23 protein-coding genes and 1 pseudogene are annotated in these 22340 nt (G+C 37.6%); 17 read left to right on the plus strand and 7 right to left on the minus strand.

Annotated elements, in window-relative coordinates:
- Positions 1–19: 19 nt before the first annotated feature.
- Positions 20–517, minus strand: coding sequence for a GNAT family N-acetyltransferase (locus tag AC0DBE_RS04820; protein ID WP_072183484.1), 498 nt, complete (start codon positions 515–517; stop codon positions 20–22).
- Positions 518–687: 170 nt separating this feature from the next.
- On the opposite strand from AC0DBE_RS04820, the gene AC0DBE_RS04825 reads away from it, so the two are divergent.
- Both AC0DBE_RS04825 and AC0DBE_RS04830 read left to right on the plus strand, forming a co-directional pair.
- Positions 688–1470 (plus strand): VLRF1 family aeRF1-type release factor, encoded by a 783-nt coding sequence (locus AC0DBE_RS04825; protein WP_472961245.1) that lies wholly within the window; start codon positions 688–690, stop codon positions 1468–1470.
- 137 nt (positions 1471–1607) lie between these two features.
- The gene (locus tag AC0DBE_RS04830; RefSeq protein ID WP_014114067.1) at positions 1608–2144 is read left to right on the plus strand and encodes a DUF420 domain-containing protein; all 537 of its coding nucleotides are present in this window, start codon (positions 1608–1610) and stop codon (positions 2142–2144) included.
- Between the two features lie 133 nt (positions 2145–2277).
- Here the strand turns inward: AC0DBE_RS04830 and AC0DBE_RS04835 are convergent, their stop codons facing one another.
- Positions 2278–2955 carry a lysozyme family protein gene (locus AC0DBE_RS04835; protein ID WP_014114066.1) on the minus strand — a complete coding sequence of 226 codons (678 nt, stop codon included), beginning with the start codon at positions 2953–2955 and terminating at the stop codon, positions 2278–2280.
- Between the two features lie 192 nt (positions 2956–3147).
- Between AC0DBE_RS04835 and czrA the strand changes: the two genes are divergently transcribed.
- A complete protein-coding gene (gene czrA, locus AC0DBE_RS04840) occupies positions 3148–3471 on the plus strand; it encodes a Zn(II)-responsive metalloregulatory transcriptional repressor CzrA (protein WP_014114065.1) in 324 nt (107 codons plus the stop codon).
- Between the two features lie 25 nt (positions 3472–3496).
- Here czrA and csk22 read toward each other — a convergent pair whose 3' ends face one another.
- Positions 3497–4042 (minus strand): mother cell-specific sporulation protein Csk22, encoded by a 546-nt coding sequence (gene csk22, locus AC0DBE_RS04845; protein WP_014114064.1) that lies wholly within the window; start codon positions 4040–4042, stop codon positions 3497–3499.
- A 198-nt stretch (positions 4043–4240) separates the two neighbouring features.
- Between csk22 and AC0DBE_RS04850 the strand changes: the two genes are divergently transcribed.
- The 7 genes from AC0DBE_RS04850 (at position 4241) to csaA (ending at position 9028) form a co-directional block, all read left to right on the plus strand.
- Complete coding sequence (locus AC0DBE_RS04850) at positions 4241–5179, plus strand: helix-turn-helix transcriptional regulator (protein ID WP_472961248.1); 939 nt, start codon at positions 4241–4243, stop codon at positions 5177–5179.
- Between the two features lie 53 nt (positions 5180–5232).
- Positions 5233–5715: a GyrI-like domain-containing protein gene (locus tag AC0DBE_RS04855; protein WP_014114062.1), complete on the plus strand. Its 483-nt coding sequence runs from the start codon at positions 5233–5235 to the stop codon at positions 5713–5715.
- 72 nt (positions 5716–5787) lie between these two features.
- Positions 5788–6489 (plus strand): MBL fold metallo-hydrolase, encoded by a 702-nt coding sequence (locus AC0DBE_RS04860; protein ID WP_014114061.1) that lies wholly within the window; start codon positions 5788–5790, stop codon positions 6487–6489.
- A gap of 5 nt (positions 6490–6494) precedes the next feature.
- Entirely contained in the window at positions 6495–7070 is a 576-nt protein-coding gene (locus AC0DBE_RS04865; RefSeq protein WP_014114060.1) for a TetR/AcrR family transcriptional regulator, read from the plus strand.
- A gap of 77 nt (positions 7071–7147) precedes the next feature.
- Positions 7148–7891, plus strand: a complete 744-nt coding sequence (locus AC0DBE_RS04870) for a GNAT family N-acetyltransferase (RefSeq protein ID WP_090557958.1) — start codon at positions 7148–7150, stop codon at positions 7889–7891.
- Positions 7892–7905: 14 nt separating this feature from the next.
- Positions 7906–8631, plus strand: coding sequence for an AraC family transcriptional regulator (locus AC0DBE_RS04875; protein ID WP_072183765.1), 726 nt, complete (start codon positions 7906–7908; stop codon positions 8629–8631).
- A 64-nt stretch (positions 8632–8695) separates the two neighbouring features.
- Positions 8696–9028, plus strand: coding sequence for a chaperone CsaA (csaA, locus tag AC0DBE_RS04880; protein WP_014114058.1), 333 nt, complete (start codon positions 8696–8698; stop codon positions 9026–9028).
- 259 nt (positions 9029–9287) lie between these two features.
- Here csaA and AC0DBE_RS04885 read toward each other — a convergent pair whose 3' ends face one another.
- Positions 9288–10724, minus strand: a complete 1437-nt coding sequence (locus AC0DBE_RS04885; RefSeq protein WP_146881500.1) for a flavin monoamine oxidase family protein — start codon at positions 10722–10724, stop codon at positions 9288–9290.
- An 86-nt stretch (positions 10725–10810) separates the two neighbouring features.
- Between AC0DBE_RS04885 and AC0DBE_RS04890 the strand changes: the two are divergent.
- The 7 genes and pseudogenes from AC0DBE_RS04890 (at position 10811) to AC0DBE_RS04920 (ending at position 17783) form a co-directional block, all read left to right on the plus strand.
- Positions 10811–11363 (plus strand): annotated as a pseudogene (locus AC0DBE_RS04890) (SMI1/KNR4 family protein).
- 95 nt (positions 11364–11458) lie between these two features.
- On the plus strand, positions 11459–13264 hold the full coding sequence (locus tag AC0DBE_RS04895; protein ID WP_472961251.1) for a T7SS effector LXG polymorphic toxin: 1806 nt from the start codon (positions 11459–11461) through the stop codon (positions 13262–13264).
- A 2-nt stretch (positions 13265–13266) separates the two neighbouring features.
- Positions 13267–13719 (plus strand): SMI1/KNR4 family protein, encoded by a 453-nt coding sequence (locus tag AC0DBE_RS04900; RefSeq protein WP_472961253.1) that lies wholly within the window; start codon positions 13267–13269, stop codon positions 13717–13719.
- 131 nt (positions 13720–13850) lie between these two features.
- On the plus strand, positions 13851–14276 hold the full coding sequence (locus AC0DBE_RS04905; RefSeq protein WP_472961255.1) for a selenium binding protein: 426 nt from the start codon (positions 13851–13853) through the stop codon (positions 14274–14276).
- Positions 14277–14567: 291 nt separating this feature from the next.
- Positions 14568–16052 (plus strand): PIN-like domain-containing protein, encoded by a 1485-nt coding sequence (locus AC0DBE_RS04910; protein WP_472961257.1) that lies wholly within the window; start codon positions 14568–14570, stop codon positions 16050–16052.
- Between the two features lie 155 nt (positions 16053–16207).
- Positions 16208–16540 carry a YolD-like family protein gene (locus tag AC0DBE_RS04915; RefSeq protein WP_472961259.1) on the plus strand — a complete coding sequence of 111 codons (333 nt, stop codon included), beginning with the start codon at positions 16208–16210 and terminating at the stop codon, positions 16538–16540.
- On the plus strand, positions 16533–17783 hold the full coding sequence (locus AC0DBE_RS04920) for a Y-family DNA polymerase (RefSeq protein WP_472961261.1): 1251 nt from the start codon (positions 16533–16535) through the stop codon (positions 17781–17783). Before AC0DBE_RS04915 ends, AC0DBE_RS04920 begins: the two co-directional genes overlap by 8 nt.
- Before the next feature lie 71 nt (positions 17784–17854).
- On the opposite strand, the gene AC0DBE_RS04925 is transcribed toward AC0DBE_RS04920, so the two are convergent.
- The 3 genes from AC0DBE_RS04925 to ilvE all read right to left on the minus strand — a co-directional run bounded on the left by AC0DBE_RS04925 (position 17855) and on the right by ilvE (position 22304).
- Entirely contained in the window at positions 17855–19381 is a 1527-nt protein-coding gene (locus AC0DBE_RS04925) for an L-lactate permease (protein WP_072566412.1), read from the minus strand.
- 63 nt (positions 19382–19444) lie between these two features.
- Positions 19445–21382, minus strand: coding sequence for a putative PEP-binding protein (locus AC0DBE_RS04930; protein WP_061186313.1), 1938 nt, complete (start codon positions 21380–21382; stop codon positions 19445–19447).
- 7 nt (positions 21383–21389) lie between these two features.
- Positions 21390–22304, minus strand: coding sequence for a branched-chain-amino-acid transaminase (gene ilvE, locus AC0DBE_RS04935; RefSeq protein ID WP_061186314.1), 915 nt, complete (start codon positions 22302–22304; stop codon positions 21390–21392).
- Positions 22305–22340: the final 36 nt, after the last annotated feature.

Here is a 22340-nt window from a genome sequence, read left to right on the forward strand (position 1 = left end):
CACATTCATCCAGACTTTTTTACAAATCAACCCACTTAATATAGCCTGATTGTGTATCATGATCGACGCATACTTTGAATTGATGTTTTTCATAAAAATGAATCAGCCGGTCTACATGATTCCAGTCCCGTTTGGCAATGTCGCCGGTGACTTTCGGTATATTGTGTTCTCTGGCGATATCTTTTAAATATTTCATGCAAATGGAACCAAATCCGTGATTCGGAGGGCCTTTTATGTCGCCGATATGAATGGCATCGTCCTTGTAAGACGCTACAAGTGAAAAACAGCCTTTTCCTCTATAAGCCGTTTTACAATCGGTAAGCATAATTTTGCATGTTTGGCCATCATCAATCGAGGAAACGATCATCCACTCTTCATGTTTCGATTGATCAATACCAAGCACTTTGGCGTCTTTGGATAGATCCTTCATATTCTCTTGCATGCGGTAAATTTGAAATTCTAAATCATGTAGTTCTTCCTCAAGTTCTTGACGATTTTTTTCTTTAACAGTAAACAAGATCAATCTCCTTTCAAAAATCAGCTTAGAAACACAGTTACCAATTGTATTAGATGAGAGGGGCATTGTAAATAACAAATCCATTATTACTAGAAATTAGCGCAAAGTAAGGTTTGATCGTTTTTAAGAGAGGATAAAGAAAACTAACCTGTTAAAAAGGAGGAATCGGAATGGCGATTGATTCATTGATTAATAAATTACAGTATGTCCAATTGGAACCGCCGGATAAAATTCTCTCCCTATATCTTAATACAGACATGAGAGATCCAGAGCAACAGGGGGGAGAATGGAAAATTGCCCTGAAATCAGGATTCGGCAGATTGAAAGAGTATTTGGCAGCAAGTGATCCAGAGGAAGAGAAGTGTCTGGAAGGAATCAGAACGAAAATTGATCAATACCTCAATGAAATGGGAAAAGACATGCCCCGCAGTCTCGTATTTTTTGTTTCCGAAAGCGGTATATGGGAACCAATTAAGCTTCAAATCCCTGTAGAAACAAGATTTTACTGGGAAGAAACAGCTGTTCTGGATCAGTTGAAGGATTTGCGCCAAACGTACCCAAGTACGGCGTTTATTTTAACTCAGCAGCATGAAGTGAAAATTATTGAAACCGTTTTAGGCAAAATTGAGGCGGTTGAGCATTATGAGTACGATATCATCAATGAGTCTTGGGAGAATTGCCATTCCTCTGCAAAAAAAGCGGTACCATTTGAAGAGAACCGGATGAGGGAACATGTAAGGGAGAACCAAACGAGACTGTATAAGCGACTGGCTGCCAATCTAGATCAAAAAGCGGCCGCGAAAAGATGGGAACGAATGGTTATCGCCGGTGATAAAGAAACGGCGGATATCTTGGATCAGCACATGAATAAACCTATTCATTCGAAAATTCAAAAGAACCTGCTGAATGAAAATGAATATAAGGCCGTTGAGCATTTGATCAAAGAGGCGTAAACCTAACAGGGCCGGGGCTAAAAGCCACCGGCCTTTGAAGTGTGTCTAATTTCTGACGAAGCAGTCGAAAACGTTGACATCTTCTTTGAATTTGCATACGATTTGGATAGCCAGTACAAATTAGGAGAGGTCACCAAATGAATCAAACAGAAAATAAACCGAAAAATTATACGGGGATTGTCCTTACGCTGACAGTTCTGATTAACGGTTTAATCGCAGTGCTGTTTTTTATGCCTAAATTAGATCAGTTCAGCCATGCGAATATTCACATTTTGCCAATGCTGAATGCGATATTCAACAGCTTTACGTTTATCTTCTTATTGGCCGCGCTGATTATGATTAAACAGAAAAATATCAAAGCTCATAAACGCTTTATTTTAGCCGCATTCACAACAACATTACTATTTTTGATTTGCTATGTTGTTTACCACTCGATTGCGGAGAATACGCTGTATGGCGGAGAAGGGATTATGCGCCCGATCTACTTCTTTATTTTAATTACGCATATTTGCCTTTCTGCGATCATTGTGCCGCTTGCGCTGTTTACGCTGATCAGAGGCTTCAGCATGCAGGTGGAGCGCCATAAAAAAATTGCCAGATGGACAATGCCCCTGTGGCTGTATGTAAGCCTTACAGGCGTTGTTGTATATCTGATGATATCACCTTATTATTAAAAGCCATACTCCGTATGGCTTTTTTAAACGTTTTTAAACATGACAAAAGCCCAAATCTGTTTTGGGCTTTTGTCAGTAAATTGATAGACTCTTATTTATGAGCCATAGACTCTTATTTATGAGCCATAGACTCTTATTTATGAGCCTTTGATTCCATGGTTTCAAGTGTTGCAACCTGCAAAGATTCTTCAACAGTTTTTGTTTTTTCTTTTACTTTTTCCGCATACGTGTAATCACCGTAGCAATACGGATAGCGGAAATTGTTCACATTTCCCCCGCACGTATACAGATCAGGATTTTTTTTGACTTGCTGCTCGGAGTATTGTTTTGCCAATTCCTCAGTATGCGTTCCTCCATGTTCAGCTACAAAATCAATGTAACCTGCCCCCATGTTGTAGCTTTGAATAATGGTATCCAAATCCACACCTTTTTCCTTACCGGTCTTGTACATGAGGGTAAATTGCTTGATGCCTTGCTTAACACTGAGTTGAGGGTCTGTTATCTCATTGCGTTTTAACCCCAGAGATTCAGAGGACTGCATGGGATCATTGCCTTTTCCTTTTGACTCCTGATACATCATGCCTAGAATGAGTGATGTATAATTAGAGAGTCCTTGGTTTTCAAGCTCGTCTTCCACCAGCGGTTTATAATCGGTTAAACGTTCCAAAACTATCGTTTTCGTATCGATTGGAAGTTTTTTGATCAAATCCCGGTTGAAAAAAAGCAAGACCAATAATAAAGAGGCGATGACAAAGACAAAAATCATCATAAAACCCGCAGCAGCGAAACAGCCTTTTCTCTTTTTCTTCACTGTGTTTCACCCTCAATGTTTGGAGCAGTATGACCTTTTTATTATGACATAGAACGATATATCAGACCAAGTAAAAACCTGATTTGAAACATAAATTTAAACTAAGAGATTGAATTGGAACATAAGCAGGCTGGTTTGCACCCAAGCACATTTGTTATAAGATAAAACTATGAATAAAGAAAGGTGATACAGATGACTGAATTTAGAGAAACGGACCGAACGGCTGCTGATCTTGATGAGGAAACCTTGTTTCTAGTCGCGCAAACATTCAAAGCGCTTTCTGATCCTACCAGAATCAGAATTCTCCATTTATTATCCCAAGGTGAACATGCAGTGAACGGAATTGCAGAAAAACTGAATTTATTGCAATCCACTGTTTCCCACCAGCTCAGATTCTTAAAAAATCTCCGGCTTGTCAAATCGCGCAGAGAAGGAACATCCATTTATTACTCACCGGAGGATGAACACGTGTTAGATGTTCTTCAACAAATGATCCATCATACACAACATGATTAAAAAAGACATCCTTGCTTAATCGCTGTTAGCGGGCAAGGATGTCTTTTTCTTTATTGTGTCCGTTCTGATCGAGTTCGTTTCTGCTGAGCTTAATGACAAAAGAAGAAAAACCGATATAATAAACGGCTATCAGAAAAAAAACGCCAATTGTCAGAGGGTCGGTTCCAATTGACTGACTGTAAGATCCAAGGCTGTTGAGATCAGGCGAGGTAAGATAAAGCTCTGTCACTCGATACAGAAATCTTGATAGAAACAAGGTTAAAAGAATGACTTCTACCCAAATATGAGTCCGAAAATAAATTTTTCCTCTGCGCTTTTCAAAGGAGATGTTTTTCTTTGCGAAAACGACAAGGAGCCATCCGCCAAGAATGCCGAAAATGAGATATCCATATAAAAAAGGGTGAATGACGCTGAATATTGAAAGACCAAAAGCAAACAGCGAGAAAAGAATCATACGGGTGAACAGCCAGCGAGGCTTCAGCGGCTGATATCCGATGGACCTTTTAATTTTTTTATACAGAAAAAAGATGATAATCATGGCAGGATAAACGCTTTGAAGTGTAAGATGCATGATGTGAAATCCCCTCCGATGAGAAGTGTATGCTTATCCGGTTCGAAATAGTAGCTGAAATCAATACTGAACACAAAAAAGAAGGGGAAACCCCTGTTTTCATAACATATGCAAGGTGTATTTGGCCGCATAATAGATATGCCCAAGCTTTATAAAAATGTTAGGATTGTAAAATAAAAGAAAGAAAAGGTGCGCAGAATGAAACTGGAACGTTTGTTAGCGATGGTTGTGTTATTAATCAGCAAAAAACAAGTGCAGGCAGCTGAACTTGCTGAGCTGTTTGAAGTATCCGTCAGAACAATTTACCGTGATATTGAGACGATCAATAGAGCTGGTATTCCAATTGTGACCTCACAGGGCTCCGGGGGCGGAATTGGCATTATGGAGACGTATCGGCTTGAGAGAGAGTGGCTGAAAGAGGAGGAGCTGTTTGCGATCGCTTCCGCTTTGCAAAGTGTCTCATCTATGTATGAACCTGTTTCTCACAGCACAGCTTATCAAAAAATCAAGCACCTCATACCTGAGCAGTCAGCTGAAGCATTTAAGCACCAAACTGAAAAATGGTTTATTGACATGACGGCTTGGGGCCAGACTGAAGATCAAAAGGCGCTTCGTGAGAAAATCAGCGCCGCCATCGATCGATTGTCAACGATATCATTTACATATACTAACGCAAGCGGGGAAACACTTCAGCGTGAAACGGAACCTTATACATTGGTTTACAAGGCGGGGCACTGGTATTTATATGCCTATTGTCTGGTTAGACATGATTTTCGCTTTTTTAAACTTAACCGGATGAAAGATCTGACCATATTACATCAGTCCTTTATCAGAAAAGAAATCCAGCTGGAGACCTTGCCGTGGGATAAGAACTGGTACCAAAAGGACCGTGTAACTGAACTGGTTATTCTCGTTCAGCCGTCAGCACGTCAGCGCATATTTGAATGGTTCGGACATGACGTTTTTCTTTACGATGAAGATGAAAACTGCCGGGCAGTGATTTCTCTTCCTGAAGATCAATGGCTGATCGGTTTTTTGCTGCAGTTCGGAAAGGATATTGAGGTTCTGCAACCTCTTCATATACGGGATAAAGTAAAAGATACCATTCGCCAAATGCAAAAAGTATATGAAACCTGACACACTGCTGTCAGGTTTCTTTTTTTATAATCTAGGTAAAAAGGAGGGATCTTATGAGTTTTTCACATATGACACACTTAGAACAGAAATGGTTTGCCGGACTGTCACAACGGACAAGCAACGCATTGGAAATGACGGAAGAAAGGCGGATCCCGGCACTATGGGACCAATTCTGGAAGAAGGATATGAGCGTTCTTTTCTCACAGGCAACAGATCAGAGCATTATTTCCTTATATTCCAATTACGAACAGGAGACGAAAGGGTTTTACACGTTTTCAATCGGAACGTTTCAGGCGGACAGCCGGACTCTTCCGGAACCATATGAAAACATTGATTTGCCGGCTTCCGCGTATGCCGTTTTTACTTCAAAAATCGGCCCTATTGAAGAGGTTGTGTACGAAACCTGGAAGGAAATTTGGACTTGGGATAAGCGTCATCTGCGTACATTTACAGGTGACTTTGAAATGTATGATCAAAGTGCAACAGTACCTCAGAGAGCACAAGTTAACATATATGTTGCCATAAAACATTCATAAACTCTTGAAAAACTAATGGTGTTAGTTAATAATAAAACTAACACCATTAGTTTTTATTAGGGGGATAAATAAATGAGAATTACCCAGTATCAAACAGTTTGGCAGCTGACTTTTTTTCCAGCTTTGTTTCCGGTCAATTGCTATTTAGTAGAGGAAGAAAACGAAGTCACCCTTGTTGATGCCGCACTTCCGGACAGCTATAAAGGAATTATTCAAGCTGTAAACCAGTTAGGAAAACCGCTTCATCATATTTTACTGACCCATGCTCATGGGGATCATGTCGGATCACTGGATGCACTGACACAAGCATTTCCTCATGCAAAGGTGATGATCTCAGAACGGGATTCTTTCCTGCTGAAAGGTGACACATCTTTGCGTCATGATGAGCCGCATACTCCTATAAAAGGAGGTATTCCGAAACACGTGCAAACAAAGCCACACCATCTGTTGACGGGCGGTGAAACAATTGGTTCTTTGCTTGCAATTTCTACACCGGGCCATACACCGGGCAGCATGTCATTTCTTGATACAAGAAACGGCACGATCATAGCAGGAGATGCGTTTCAGTTGCGCGGAGGAATCGCTGTATCAGGCCAGATAAAATGGGCGTTTCCTTTTCCAGCCTTCGCCACATGGAATAAGGAGGAAGCCATTAAAAGCGCACAATTGCTTGCCGACAAGGCGCCTTCCTGTCTAGCAGTCGGACATGGGAATTTCCTGAAATCACCCTCAGAGCGGATGAGACAGGCAATCCAAAAAGCAAAGAAAGGATGATGAGCATGTCACCGAGAATAGGATTGAGCCAAAAAATGATTGTAGACGCCGCAGCGGAGATTGCCGATCAGGAAGGCTTGAATGGTGTCACGCTTGCCGCACTGTCTAAAAAAATGAATGTACGCCCTCCGTCGCTGTATAATCATATCAACGGGCTGCAAGCGATCAGAACAGAGCTTGCTGTCAGCGGGCTGACAAGGCTTTTAGATCAAATGGCAGACTCCGTAACCGAACAAAAAGGAGATTCCGCTATGCTTTCTTTAGCTCAGGCATATGTTGATTTTGCAGTTGAAAATCCCGGATATTATGAAGCGGCTTTGCTTAAGGTTCAGGATAAGAGGGCGGAAATCGTGTCAGACCAAATTGTCCGGATTGTTACGAACCTGCTCATTGAAAACGGCTATGCAAGCGAAAAGACTGCCATTCATGCGACAAGGGGGCTTAGAAGCCTGCTGCATGGCTTTACGACTTTAATCGCAAAAGAAGCATTTGAACGTGAAGAGGATATTTCAGAAAGTCTGTCATTTTCAATTCGGACGTTTTTGTCCGGCTTATCAATAAACAATAAAAATGTTATGTAAACTAAGAAATAGATGTCTTATATTTCTGAATATTGTATAATGTCATGGTAGTATACACAGAGGAGAGACATCAGGCTATGGATGACATTCATAAAATTGAGCAGTTAGCGGCAGCTTCATGGCCGTCTTATATTCAGAAAAACATGGGACAATGGCTTCTTCGAGCGAACTTTGGCGTAACCAAAAGGGCGAACAGCGTGTGGACCTCTGCGGATACGCCTGAAGGAGATTTCCAGCAAGAGGCCGAGCATTTTTACAAAAGCTTAGGCTTGCCTGTTTGTTTTCATATCAGCAATGCATCTCCGAAAGGGCTTGATGCCGTATTGGCAGACAGCGGATATGAAAAGGCAGACGAGTGCTTTCAGATGACAGCATTGGGCTGGGACATTATGAGCCATACTGATGACAACAGTCGATTTACATACAAGTGGGAGGAGGAGCCGTCTTCTGTTTGGATTGATCATTTTATTCAATTGGAAGAATTTTCTCCGGAGCGGCATCAAGGCTACACAAACATTTTCGAACGTATGCCGTCGTGTAAAACCTTTTTCACGATGTATGACCAAGAGAGCCTGACAGCAGTTGGAACGGCTTCTGTCATTGATGGCTATGGCGGACTCAGTAACATCGTTGTAGCCAAGGAGCATAGAGGAAAAGGGGCAGGGACCCAAGTGATCAGGGCGTTGACTGAATGGGCAATCAGCAACGGGGCAAAGCACATGTTTTTACAAGTGCTAAAAGAAAACCTGGCGGCAGTTTCTTTATATGAAAAAATCGGATTTTCGCCTATATCTGAACACCATTATCGGATTAAAAGATGATCAAAGAAAGGAGCTTGCTGATGGACTCGCTTCAAGAGATTATTTGCGAAAAACGGACATACACACGCCTTTATCATTCACATAAGCACGGGTACAGCCAATTTCTTTTTCCGCTTGAAGGGAGTATTGATCTTGAGACAGAGGGACGCGAGGTGAAATTAAAGCCGGATCATTTTTTATATATTCCGCCGGAGTGCGAGCATCGTTTCCGTTCAATCGGTAGAAATGAATGTCTTGTACTGGATGTTCCGCTTCATGCAATGAAAATTGATGAGTATCATGCAGGATCGGGCATTGAAGCTGCGATTGATCCTTTCTGGTCTTCGATCAGGTACTTGCTGACAGAGGAAGCAAAGGCCGGAACAGCGAACTCGCTGCATATGCTTGTTCAATACATAAAAGAAAAGCTGCAATCCCATACCTACGCCTCAATTGCTTATATCCACAGCCATTTATCTGAGCGGCTGACAATTAAGAAGCTGGCAGAAATCGAGCATTACCACCCAGCTTACTATTCAAACTGGTTCAAAAAGCAGACGGGGAAGTCTCCGCAGCACTATATTGCCAATCTTCGGCTTGAGGAAGCGAAACGAATGCTGATAGAGAAAAATGAAACCCTTACCGTCGTGAGCGAGGCGCTGGGCTTTCAAAATCTTTCTTCATTTACAAGATGGTTCACAAAAAGTACAGGCATGCCGCCCCGGCTATATCGAAACACCTTATATTCGGATAAAAAATGATGGTTCTTTGGTTAAACGAACCTTGGATATCTCTTTTATAATAGGAGAAAAAGGAGTTATTGATATGGCAGTCATTGAGGACTTTGAGAAATTGGATATTAGAACAGGCACTATTGTAAAAGCGGAGGAATTTCCTGAAGCAAGAGTCCCGGCGATTAAGCTTGTGATTGATTTTGGAGCAGAAATCGGCATGAAGCAATCGAGCGCGCAAATCACGAACCGCTATCAGCCCGAAGATCTTATCAACAAGCAAATCATAGCAGTCGTCAACTTTCCGCCGCGCCGGATCGCCGGATTTAAATCGGAAGTGCTGGTTCTTGGGGGCATCCCCGGCCAGAGGGATGTCGTCCTATTGCAGCCAGATCAGCCCGTTCCAAACGGCACAATAATCGGATAACACACAAAAAAAGACGTTTGCCTAAGGCAAACGTCTTTGCGTATTGAGGCGATGCACCACACGCCACATTCGTGTGCGCCGCAAAGGGCATGTACATCGGCTTACACAATTCAGCTCATCGCTATATGAATATAGCATGGCGGGTGAAGGAATGCAAGGATTACTTTGTTATTGTAATTGAATTTGTACATCTGATTATGATCTTGATTATATGAAATTCTGCTATTCAACGAGCTTTAGTACAAGATGAGAGCAGGATCTAAGATAAACGATTAACTTCATAAGCGGTACGTATTCCAGATTCAATCGCACCTTGCATCCACGCATGGGTAAGTGAGACATGTTCTCCAGCGAAATGAACTCTTCCCTCAGGGACAGGGATATAAGGATACAGCTCTAATTCTTGTCCTGGTTCGAAAGCTGTAAAGGCTCCCGCAGAATAAGGGTTCTGACTCCAGCTAAAAGAGGCGCCGGACACAAATTCTGACCATACAATATCGCCATATATTTCAGATAAATTCAGTAAAGTATACTGAATACGCTCTCCTTCTGAAAGACTGTCCCACATCAGTGCCTCATCTGCCCAAGTATAACTCGCCAGAACAACAGCATGTCCATTTGCTCCAATACCAGTGCTTGGATAATACGAAAATCGAATCGGAAGATCAGTAATAGATTTGCCGCCGCGCTGCCCGGCTTTTTCCCAAAATCGACTTTTAAACTCTATGCCGATTTTTGTTGCGCTCATATAGTTCAGTTCGCGAATTGCCCTCCGTTTATAGTAGGAAAAAGAATGGTATGGTTCGACTTTCACAAATCGCAATGTTGAAAAAGGAATGGTTACAATAGCGAGATCAGCTGTGAACGTTACATGTTCTGCTGTTTGTTGATGCTGACAATGGATCGTAACACTGTTCTCATTTTGAGAAATTTTCATCATTTTTTGATGGTATAGAATATTTGTTTTTAATTGAGGAAGAAACGCATGAGGAAGCCGATCCATGCCGCCTGTTATCTCATAGAAGTGAGTTGGTGATGTAAAAAAGACGGATTCCCGTAACGCTTCAACAAGGGACATACCCATATACGCTTCCATATCGAGAAGTATACCTATCATATCGATCGCGCCATATGAAAAGAAAGTGTTTAAGTAAGAGCTTAACGAATAATTCTTGTATTGTTTTTCAACAATCCGCCAATTTCTTGCAGGATCTTGATTAATAAAATTTAATATAGGCTGCAATACAGAAAGCATCAGCTCTTCAGCGGTTTTCCCTTGTTCGTTTGGTGCAACGGGGTATCTTAATATTCCAGGATTTTGTTCAAAAAGATGGAGACGTGTTTTGACTCCATTCGTGTAAATGATGTCCATTGGGGTTCTGTTGATAAATACATTTGTTGGCAGCCTGAATTTTTTTATATATTCTAAGGTTAACATATGGATATTCGGTATGCGCATCGGACCAACGTTGAAATACAACCCATCACTAAAGGGAGATCTCAACGTGCAGACACGGCCGCCTGCTCTACCGCTCGCTTCAAGAATCGTTACTCTGTGACCGGCATTTCTTAGCAAAGATGCTGATACAAGCCCGGCCAATCCAGCTCCCACAACAATAATATGCTTTGGATGATGTGATGCGCTAAGGCCATTTCTAATGATCTTTATCATATCTTCATTCATTAGAGAATTCACTTTTGGGGGGCACCTCTTTTTTGAATTTATTGCATTATATTCAGTGAAAAGGGCAGCTATCACGATCTATTCACATCTTTTGGAATTTGTTGATTCTCGTTAAAAGAACAAATGGTTTGAAAAGTCTCTTAGATGAAAAAGGGGGCTATTAAATTGTTTTGTTCGGAAGGGTATATCATGGAATGTCTTGTTACTTTTTCTCCGAACCAAGCAGCACTTAATGAAATTCTCAACTTTGAAGCGAAGTATCAACTTAAACTTCCAGATGATTATCAGAAGTTTATTACACAACATAATAGTGCGAAAATTTTTGAGGTTCTTGCTGATGGGGAGAATATAGGTGGAGGACTTTATTTATTTAGTCTTGAAGAGATTGAAGAAGAATTAAAATATGAGGATTTGTTTGAAGGCATCAATGGCATCCCAATTGGTCACTTATTAGAAGGTTGTCATTTGATGATCGACAAAGATAAATTGGACAAAGGTGATCCCAACTATCTCTTTATTTTTCAAATGGGTGAGTATACACCATTAAATGTTAACTTTGAGATATTTCTAGACCGGTATATACTCTCCAATGGGGAAGCTTTTTGGGAATGGCACTATTATACCGCAGAGAATTATTACAGAACAAGATAGTGCAATGTAAAAGACAGTAATGTTTGGTTTTTTTTGTTATTTAAATAGTTGATTGTGGTAAAATTTACATAGAGTAAGCATGAAAGGAGAATGATATGAAGGTTTTTGAGGCTGGTTCACTACTCTCTGAAGCGGATAAAAGAACTAAAGAGTACAAGGGACTAAGGTCACAAATGGTGAAGCTCAGAAAAGCATTTAAAGCTGTAGCTGACCTAGATGACAGCGAGTTTTCCGGTAAGGGTGCAGACAACATTAAAGCATTTTATCATGATCATGTCGGTGTTACCGATCAATGGATTGACCTTATTGATATGAAAATTGCTTTCTTAAGCAGCATTTCTGCAAAACTTGAAGATGCCAAGATGTCTGATGCTTACATAGAAGAGTCTTTTTTAGAACATGAGCTGGCTAACGCCTATACAAAATCAAAATCCATTATGTCTGAACAGAAAAAAGCAATGAAAGACATATTAAACGACATCAATGACATCCTTCCTCTTGAAATATTCTCAACAGAAGATTTCAAAGACAAACTTTCTTCTGCAGATGACAAACGTGAAAAAACAATCGATAAGCTAAACAAGCTTGATGAGGATTTAAAAACAGAATACGCTGAAACAGAGCCTAACGAACAATTTATTCAGCAAGATTTTAAAAAACTGCAGGAATCAACAGGCAAAGGGAAGAATGCCACTCCGATTCACTATAACGCTAAAGCGTACAGAGAAAGTGACATGCATAAGAAAAAAGGCGATATTGAAAAACATTCTGAAGCTTACTTAAGCGTGAAGAAAGAAGAAGCGAAAGAACGAGAAATTAAAGAATTAAAGAAAAAACTTAATGACGGTGTTTCTGATCCTGATGAGTACTTAGAGATTGCTAAGAAAGTAGGGTACGAGAATCTGGAGCCGGCTCAAGTACAGCTTGCAGTGCAAATTGAACAAGCAAAGCAGCTAGAAGGAGCAGGAGAAATCACCTGGGACATCGTAAAAGGTGTAGGAGTAGGCTTATATGATGTTGGCAAAGACACTGTAACTGGCATATGGGATTTCATCACCGATCCGGGAGAAACACTCTCAGCACTGGGGAATGCAGTTATTCATCCAGTGAAAACATATGATGCAATCTCAGCGGCAATTGAAGAGTCCTATCAAAAAGACATGGTAAATGGGGATGCCTATTCTAGATCTAGATGGGTAACCTATGCAGTTGGTTCAGTGGCTGCTTCAATTGTCGGAACCAAAGGTGCAGGAGCCATAAACAAAGCAGATGCAGCGGGCAAAGTAATAAATAAAGCAAGTCAAGCAGGGAAGAAAATGAAGGACGTCAAGATTCCAGATTTGCTTCCGTATAACTCTAAATATAATCTTGCTCTAGCAGATAACATGCCATACAATGTGATTGATAGCCAAAACCTTAAGAATGAACTTTTGACTAATGCAAAGAAATTAGATGAGACCAGAAAGCCATTTACAGGTAAGGAAATAACTCTCCCTTGGCTAAATAAAGAAAAGTATGGTGCCTTTGAGGTTAAAGGAAAGGTAAAAGCTTCAGGTAAAACTAAAGATGTGAGTCGTAGAGTATACACATTGAAAGATATTGATATAAACAAAGTTGATGCTGAAAGTGGAAAAACAAATTTACAACTTATGGAAAAAGGTGACGCTCCTTTTGCTAATGACGGCACAAAGATCAACTTACATCACTTAATTCAAGAAGAACCAGGAACGATGGTGGAAATTCCAGCTTCTGTGCATCAAAATAATAAAAAAGTTCTTCATGGATTGAAAAAAGGTGGAGAAAGTTTTAGAAATGACAGGGAGCTACGGAATCAGTATAAAAGCTTCCAACGAAGATATTGGAAATGGAGAGCAAGTCAATTTGAGAAAGGAGAGATGTAACGATGAATTATCATGAAATTGAAGAATTTATTAAAGAAAACGCTGAAGATGATGATTTTACAGGCGGGATAAGTGAAGAAAAAATAAAAGAGATACAAAACAGTTTAAATGTAAAACTTCCCGAGAGTTATAAGTGGTTTTTAAATAAATACGGTTCTGGTGGCATTTTTGGTGTAAATATACTCGGTCATGGGAAAGTTTCTGCAAGAGTTGTGACAGTTACTGAGGACTATAGAACTCATTATGATCTAAGTGATGGTATTGTCGTTATAGAGTATGTAGACGAATTTTCTTATTGCCTTGATACAAACAAGATGGAAACTGGAGAATGTCCAGTAATTGTTTGGGCAAATGAAGCTGGTTATGGAGACACGGTTGCAGATAACTTTCTGCAATTTCTTATGGAAGAGCTTGAAGAAGCAAAAGAAAACTGGGATGAAGATGAAGATTGGTAAGATTAACTTGATAAACCCTCTGGACGCTGATGAAAACATTCGATGATTTTAACGCCATGCTACGAGAAAAATAGTTTATGAATAAATACAAGGAATAAAGTTTTCCTTGAACAGCGAGGAGAATAGTGAAAATGTATGAAGAATATAGTAAGCAATCTTTACCATCAAGAAAATATAGAGAATTGTTAGGAAGTGCAATCTGTGTTTTCAACTCTAACAATGCATTTATCATTGAAAATATACTTAACAAAGATGAGGAAAACGGGTTTAATTGGCATGAATTAATTGATTATACTTCTGGTCAACTTAGTCAACCAATAAAGGAAACTATAACTAAGTTTTCAGATACAAAAATTACTTCTTGTTTTTCTGAAGTTATTGAAATGAGAAATAGAATTATTCATAGCTTTCAAATAACTGATGGTGATGGTAAACAGACTTTAGCAACTAAACATAAGAATGGAAAACAGTTTATTATTACAGAGGATTACCTTTATAATTTTATTAAAAAGAACGAAGAGTTAAGTAATCTCCTTCATGAATTTAGAGGAAATTAGTTCTATCAAGGAAAAGGGCGGGCGTCTTTTTCAAACCATTCCACACATTATATTAGAGATGAGATGTAAAAAGATTGTGAAGGAGTAAACTTAAATTATCGGATGCGTTAGTTGAACAACAAATTCACAATATATTGACAACGTGAAAAATCTTACTTAGCCATATCTAAATTTTACATATTTAAAATTCTTTTCCATTGTCGATATTTAATATATATAAAGTATAAGATTATATATATTTGTAGATGACGTTCATACATTTAAATTAGAGGAGAAGTAGGAGAAGTAAACATGAAAATTAACACATATGAGGAATTTAAAGATTTTATTGAACAAGAGGAGCCATTAATTGTTATTGACAGTAGCGTTTTTTTAGATTATTACAGATACAGTTCTCAAACATCAAAAGAAATTTTGGAAGTGTTAGAATCTGTACAAGATAATATTTGGATACCTCACCAAGTCTATTATGAATTTATTAAAAACCATAAAAAGGTGAAAAAAGAGCAACATAATAAATATAAAAATATTCTAAGAGATATTAATCAATATACCGATGAATTTAATCATAAATTAACCAAATTGTTTAATAAGTATGGGAAGTATGATTTTCCTAAAATTAATGAACTAAAGGATAAAATAAATTCTTATTTTGATAAAAGTCAAATAACTGATGCTGTCAAAACCTATCATGAAGAAATAGAAAATGAGCTAAGAGATAATCAAGTATTAATGAATAAAAATGAGATATATGATTATATTAATAATTTGAAAACATCTAATAAAATAGGCGATTCCTTTTCTGGTAAGCGCATTTTAGAAATAATTGAAGAAGGAATTAGACGATATCAGTATAATATTCCTCCAGGATACGAGGATAAAGGTAAAAAGACTGAAGAAAATGGAAGTTCGGATCAGAAAAGACCTTATGGAGATTTAATTATTTGGAAGTCAATTTTGGATATGGCAAAAGAAGATGGGGTTTCTATAGTGTTTACTACTTCGGACAGTAAAGAGGATTGGTGGGCATTAGACGAAAGTAAAAACATATTACACCCACGTGAAGAGTTGATTTCGGAATTTAAAGATTTTGTAGAAAATAAAACTCAGCTGATGATGTTGCCCATGAAAGAATTTACAGAGTATTTTTCTAGATTGAAACAAACATCATTTTTATATGCACAGATAGAATTAAATGCATTAAACATAATAAAAAATCAAATAAGCTTTTCTACGGACGAGATAACTCCTAGTTTAATTCATGATGGTGAATTACAATTGTTCATGGAAAACGGTTTGCTAGAAGATGTTGAAGATTTTGAAATATATGATGTTACATTATTTGATTATAATATAGATTTTGACGAAGATAAGGCGAGTATTACAGGCATCTTAACGATGAAGGGGTCAGCAATAATTACAGAGGCATTCGGATCTGAATATTCCGAGAGTTCAGCTTATGACTTAGAAATTAATGCAGAGTTTTCGATAGAGTTAGAATTAAACATAGAAGAACAAGTTTATACGGTAGGGAACTTTAAGTTGTACAGTATTAAAGTTCCCTATGCAGCACCACAAGAAGACATATTTGATGATGAACAATGTGTTATTTGTGAAAGAAGATCAGGGGTCTTAAATTTATTTCCGAACAGCCCCGTTTGCTCGGAATGTTCAAGTAATGGAGATTATTTTATATGTACTAACTGTAGTACAGTATACAAAAATGAAGACTACAACGGAGATGGTCAATACTGCCAAATTTGTATTGGGAATTAGATTAAGTTCAGAAAGCCTTCTTTAATGGGAAGGCTTTTTATCATGCTTTAGGACATATATTGCTACCAATATTTACATCGAACATTTGTTCTTATTTATATTGAATAAGGAACTTTTGTTCTGTTAATATTAGATCAATAAAGGAGTGAGTCGATATGCTTAGAGATCGAGGAACAATTAAATGGACATCAATGATGCTTCCAGAACATTTAACACAGCTTAAACAAGATTTGATTGATGTATCAAAAATTGAAAAGCCATCCTTAGATGACCAACAAATTGAAGAGATGGATCTTCTCGTCTCTGAGGCACTTGAATTTAATAAAGAGTTGAAATTCAAACTCTTTAACAATGGATTTGTTGAAAATATCACCGGCAGAGTTCATTACATTAATTTTGAACAACAAAAGCTTCACGTAAAAGACCAGAACGACAATACAGTTTATATCAACATGAATAACATCATAGGAGTTACATACAATGATTGATTACTCACAATTTCCACGAAAGAATATACTTTGTGTCGATATGAAATCGTTTTATGCTTCTGTATCGGCTGTAACAATGGGGCTTAATCCTTTAACATGCTATCTTGCTGTTGTAGGGAATACGGAGAGACAGGGAAGTGTAGTGTTAGCTGCATCTCCTGCACTTAAAAAAGATTTTGGAATCAAAACAGGGTCGAGACTTTTTGAGATACCTGAAGATCCAAGAATACACATTGTAAATCCACAAATGAAGCTTTTCATCAGAGTTTCGACTGAAATTACAAAGCTGTTTTACAGATTTGTTCCTGAGAAATGTGTCCATACGTATTCAATTGATGAATCTTTTTTAGATGCAGGAAAAGAAGATCCTGAAGAAATGTCCAAAGCAATCCAAAACAGCATGTGGAGAGAATTTGGTTTGATGTGCACAGTAGGCATTGGAGATAATATGTTGCTTAGTAAGCTTGCACTTGATCTGGAGAGTAAGAAAACGAAGAGTGGCATTGCACGTTGGAGATATGAAGATGTGCCAGATAAACTCTGGAAGGTTCGCCCTTTGTCTAAAATGTGGGGGATAGGAGGGAGGATGGAAAGAAACCTAAATCGTATGGGGATATCAACTGTAGGTCAGTTAGCTAAATTTCCTTTAGAGCTGCTTGAGAAGAAATTTGGAATAATGGGAAACCAATTGTATTATCATGCTCATGGAATCGATTTATCTGAAATAGGAGCTCCCTTGATGCAAGGTCAGATTAGTTTTGGTAAGAGTCAGATTTTGCTCAGGGATTATACAAAAAGAGAAGAGATTAAAGCTGTTCTGTTGGAGATTTGTGAGGAAGTTGCAAGAAGGGCACGTGCACATAATAAAGTTGGTCGAACAATTAGCCTGGGGATTGGTTACAGTAAAGATGAGCTTGGGGGTGGATTTCATCGAGCAAAAACAATTGATCTTCCTACAAATATAATGATGGATATTTATAGATGCTGCCTGATGCTCTTTAATAGGTTTTACTCAGGTAAGACTATGCGAAGTATCTCAGTCACTCTTTCTAATATAGAGGATGATGTGAATCAGCAGTTGAGTTTATTTGAAGTGGATAATGAAAACAGAAGAAAGCTTGGATTTGTAATGGACGGGATAAGAAATAAGTACGGCTCAAAGGCGATATTAAGGGCTGTTTCTTATACGCCTGCAGGGACAGCACTTTACAGAGCTGGTTTAACAGGTGGACATAAGAGTTAAAACCCTTCTCATTGAGAAGGGTTAAACATGGATGAGTTATGAAGTTTCTGACTTACAAACTAAAAATGAATTTATTTAGAATAGTTTCCAAGTAACAATAAAATAATAGTCATAATGATAATTAATAATATTGCTCCAACTACGATTAAAGTCATCTTTTTTAATAAACTGTTCTCTTCTGACTCGATTCCACATAATGTCGCTCCTAATGCAATTCTAGAAGGACAAGCCATCGTTGCATGTGAAGAACTTGCATTTTGAATACTTGCAACTAAATTTAATGGTAATCCAGTTTTTGTTGCTGTTTGAACTTGTAATTGGGTGAACATTGCATTTGATCCTGTATTACTACCTGTAAGGAAGCCCCCGATTCCCCCAATAAATGGAGAAACGTATATAAATAGTGTACCAAACATTAATCCAGCAGCATTAGCTATGGTAAAGGTCATGTTTGATGCAGTCATTAATTGTGAAATTGCTACAAATGCTGTGGTGGAAATTACAAAAGGAACCCATTGTTTTATAGTGGTTTTAATTGAATTCCAGATAACATTCTTTGAAATTTTAAAAATGAATATCGTATATAGACATGTAACAAAAAGCCAGAAACCCGGCGAATAAAGTAAAGCTAACGAAAAAGAAAATGCAGGTAACTCAAGAACAAAAGTTGATTCTAAAAAATCTTTAAATAAGGGTATAAGTCTTGTGGCAAAAATTGATATAGTCAAAAATAAGTAAGGACTCATAACTTTGATGATACTTATACTTTCTTCAGGCTTTTCAGACATAGAAGTCTCATTAATAGTCTTGTTTGCCATTTTAAGTTGAGAAGAGTTTTTTATTTTGATTATGAGTAAACCAATGGAACTACTAGCTAGGGAACTGAGAACTCCAGCTAACTCTACACTTACAAAAACATTAAACAAAATCATTGTAAGTGAAAAAACAATTGAAATGAATAAGATTTCCTTCCATGTATGTCTAATTGCCTTTTTCCCTCCAGCAAGGTAGACAGCAATTATCAAGAAATAGATAAATATAGGAATACTTATAATAGCAGTTCCAGTACCTACTTCCTTGAGAGCAATACCTCCAATCTGAGCACCTATCACTGTCCCAGTAGATAAGGCACCCCATGGGACTGCGAGTAAACTGACAAGTCCAATTGAAGCTGCTTTAATTGGGGGAAAACCCAGTGCAATTAAAATTGGTGCTACAATCATAAAAGCTATCCCAAAACCACTTGTTGATTCTAAGAGGGGGGAGAGCCCCATGACCAATAATATAACTTGTAAAAGCTGATCGTTTGTTGCACCTGAAATAAAAGCAGCGATAGTTTGAATGCCACCAATATTATTAATTAAATGAAAAAAGAGTATGCCAAAGAACAAAACGTACGCTGCTACAAAGGAGATTAAAAAACCTTTGAAGGAAGCATGTAAGGCGCCCTCTAAGGCTATACGATAATTAGGGTAAATCAAAATGATAAGTAGGGTAGCAGCGTAGGATAGGAGTCCAGACTTCAACGATGTTTGTTTTAATACAAATAAAAAAACAAAAACACATATAAATGGTAATAAAGCTATTATTAAATTCATAATTAATTTTCCTTTCGAATGTTAAAACGTTTACGCCATTATAAGTAGCGTAAACGTTTTAATTTATGAAATATCACTATACAAAGATTGTAGAACTGATTGAGCACTTGCAAATAGTGAAAATAAAATTCTGTCTGGCGGAGTAGAAACATAATTTAATCCATGAGGAGCTGCGTTTTTAGATAACCATTTGACTGAATGCCAAGAACCAGCTATCTCTCCACCTAAACCCATTAAATATTCTCTTCTATTTGATAATTTTAAAAGTTTAGTACGTCTCAGCCCTTGTACAATTGCTTTTCCAACAATTTGTTCATTAATAATTTGGAACGGGCTACTAGGCATTATGTTTAACTTAACGTATTCTGGAATAATAGACTTGGCCGAGTCTGCCCTATTCATATTGAGACATGCTGCAGTAAAATCGTTTCCGCCAAATAAGGCACCATTTAGCTCTATATCCTCTCCCTTAACATCAAGAATATCTTCTAATACATGAAAAGCTCCTGATGTTTCAATCATTATAGATACTCCACGTACTAAGTCTTGAATTCCATATGACTTCACAAGCTTCTCAAAAGTTTCTACAAACATAGAGACTTCCTCCGGAAAAGTAACCATTGACAATAGAATTTGTAAATGAACATTTACACCTTCGTTATATGCTTTATGTGCTGCCCTAATAACTCCTTCCGACCAAATTTGGCATATATCTTGTCTTTGAACGGTAACTCTTACTCCTCGACAACCATGATATGTTTCCGATTCATTTGCTAGAATTTTAACGCGATCACTCACAGCCTTTTCGTTTAAATTATATTTTTCAGAGAAACTTTTTGTATCAAAAGCTTTTGTAAAAATCATATTGTAGGGCATACATAACAATCTAACAACAGCAATCTCACCTGTACCTACTTTGAATACGTCATAGACCATATCAGTGAATCTTTGTAAATACTTATCTCTATACTCTAGGTAACTTTCTCCTACAATCTCTTCACCAAGAAATATTATTCTCATTAAATCAATGTCACTAGTTTGATTCCACATACGTTCATCTCTTAATAACCCTAACCCGTATCTATTAGAATTACTTTGCAGGCAAACCTCACCATTTACAACTGATATGTCACTTCCATACATCCTGGTAAGAGTCATAGTTCTAGTAGTATGAGCTGTTGATAACACCTTGAGATTTGAGATATTGTATGCTTCTTCTAATAATTTTTTAAAGCCTAAAAATTCTGGAGATTGAATAGTCTCTATAAGAAACTTTTTATTATTTTGATATATACTTGAGTAAATAATATTTTGTTCTGCATTATCTGGCCCGTAATTGTCTAATGCTTCTATAAAAGCTTGCGAAAGAATGTGATAAACCTTGATTATAGTAGAAGGCGTAGAAGACAGGTTTCCTTTGAAAATTAATCCTTTATTGGAGTTTAAAGAGAGATATTCACCTTCATTTATTATATCCTTTTTGATTATGATTCTTCTTGAAGGCTGTTCAATTTCAAATTTACTACCATCATTAAAAGTATAAGTAATCTGTCTGGTCTCCATATTAAATTGGTATTTACAATTGACATTAACCAATGTTGGAATACCTTCACAGCTAGCTTGAACGGGACAGAAGGTAGTGCGTGCTTTTTGATTAGTGAAAAAACCTTTAGAAGATGTTAGTACATAGAAGTCCTCTAAGTCTCCACCCTCTAGAGAATAGATTAAATCAATAGTTGTATTTCTTTTTTGAGCCTCTTTTAATAATGTTTCGCCTAATTTTCTATCTAGAACTAACTGGCCTGATACATCTCCAGGAAGAATACTTTCTCCATTTGCGATTGAAGAATGTCCATCCTCCTTAATAAAGTTAGGTGCAAGGAGATCAGTTAACTGTTCTTCCTGTAACTCAAACAGTACATCTCTAGGGGATAGAATACCTTGGGATATTTTATGTAATTTTTCATTTAATATATTCCTAGTACTAGTTAATAAAACCATTAGTTGATCACCTTACCATATTTGAATTTTTATATACTGGAGTACTATATGTTACGTCTAATGTTCTTTCCTGAAACTTATGAATGAATTTTCTTGTTATTTCCCCAATATTACCTTTTGATATTTCAATATTATTAATACGTGTTACCCCAACAACTTCAGCATGCGTTCCTGTTAGAAAAACTTCATCTGCATTAATCAATTGAAACGGTGTAATATCTCTTTGCTCAACTTCTATGTTTAGTTCTTGTGCAATATCTATAATAATTTGTCTTGTTACACCTTGAAGGATTCCATTAGATGGACTAGGAGTCACAAGTTTGTCTTTGTCTATCATAAAAACATTACATATAGTTGATTCAGAAATAAACCCTCTAGGATCTAGTAGTATGGCATCATCTGCTCCATATTCGTTTGCTTCCATTCTAGCGACCACGCTATTAAGATAATTAAGTGACTTTATCTCATGTGAAGTTGCGTCTACAGCATCACGGCGTGTAGACACGATTACTAATGACAGCCCTGTTTCTTTAACAGATTCTCCATGAACATTCGGTAAATCTTCCACGATAATAATTAAGCTGGTATTTTTACAAGTTTTTGGATCAGGCCCTATATTACCTACACCTCTTGTAACCAGTAAACGTATGTAGGCATTTTGAAGTTCATTGATCCTTAATGTCTCTAAAATATATTCACCAATTTCCTCTAAAGAATATGGAAGTTCCATACGTAGACTGTTGGCAGAACGTTTTAAACGATAAAGGTGTTCTTTCATTTGAAATACATAGCCGGAATAACAGCGCAATCCTTCATAGATACCATCACCATATAATAACCCGTGGTCATACACACTAATTTTTGCTTCACTTTTCTCATAGAAGGTACCGTCGATAAATATCTTTGTAGTCATTGTAGTCATCTAAACAAACCTCTTCTTTCTGTAAAATTCAATAAT

The sequence above is a fragment of the Bacillus sp. VA15 genome (assembly GCF_055721145.1).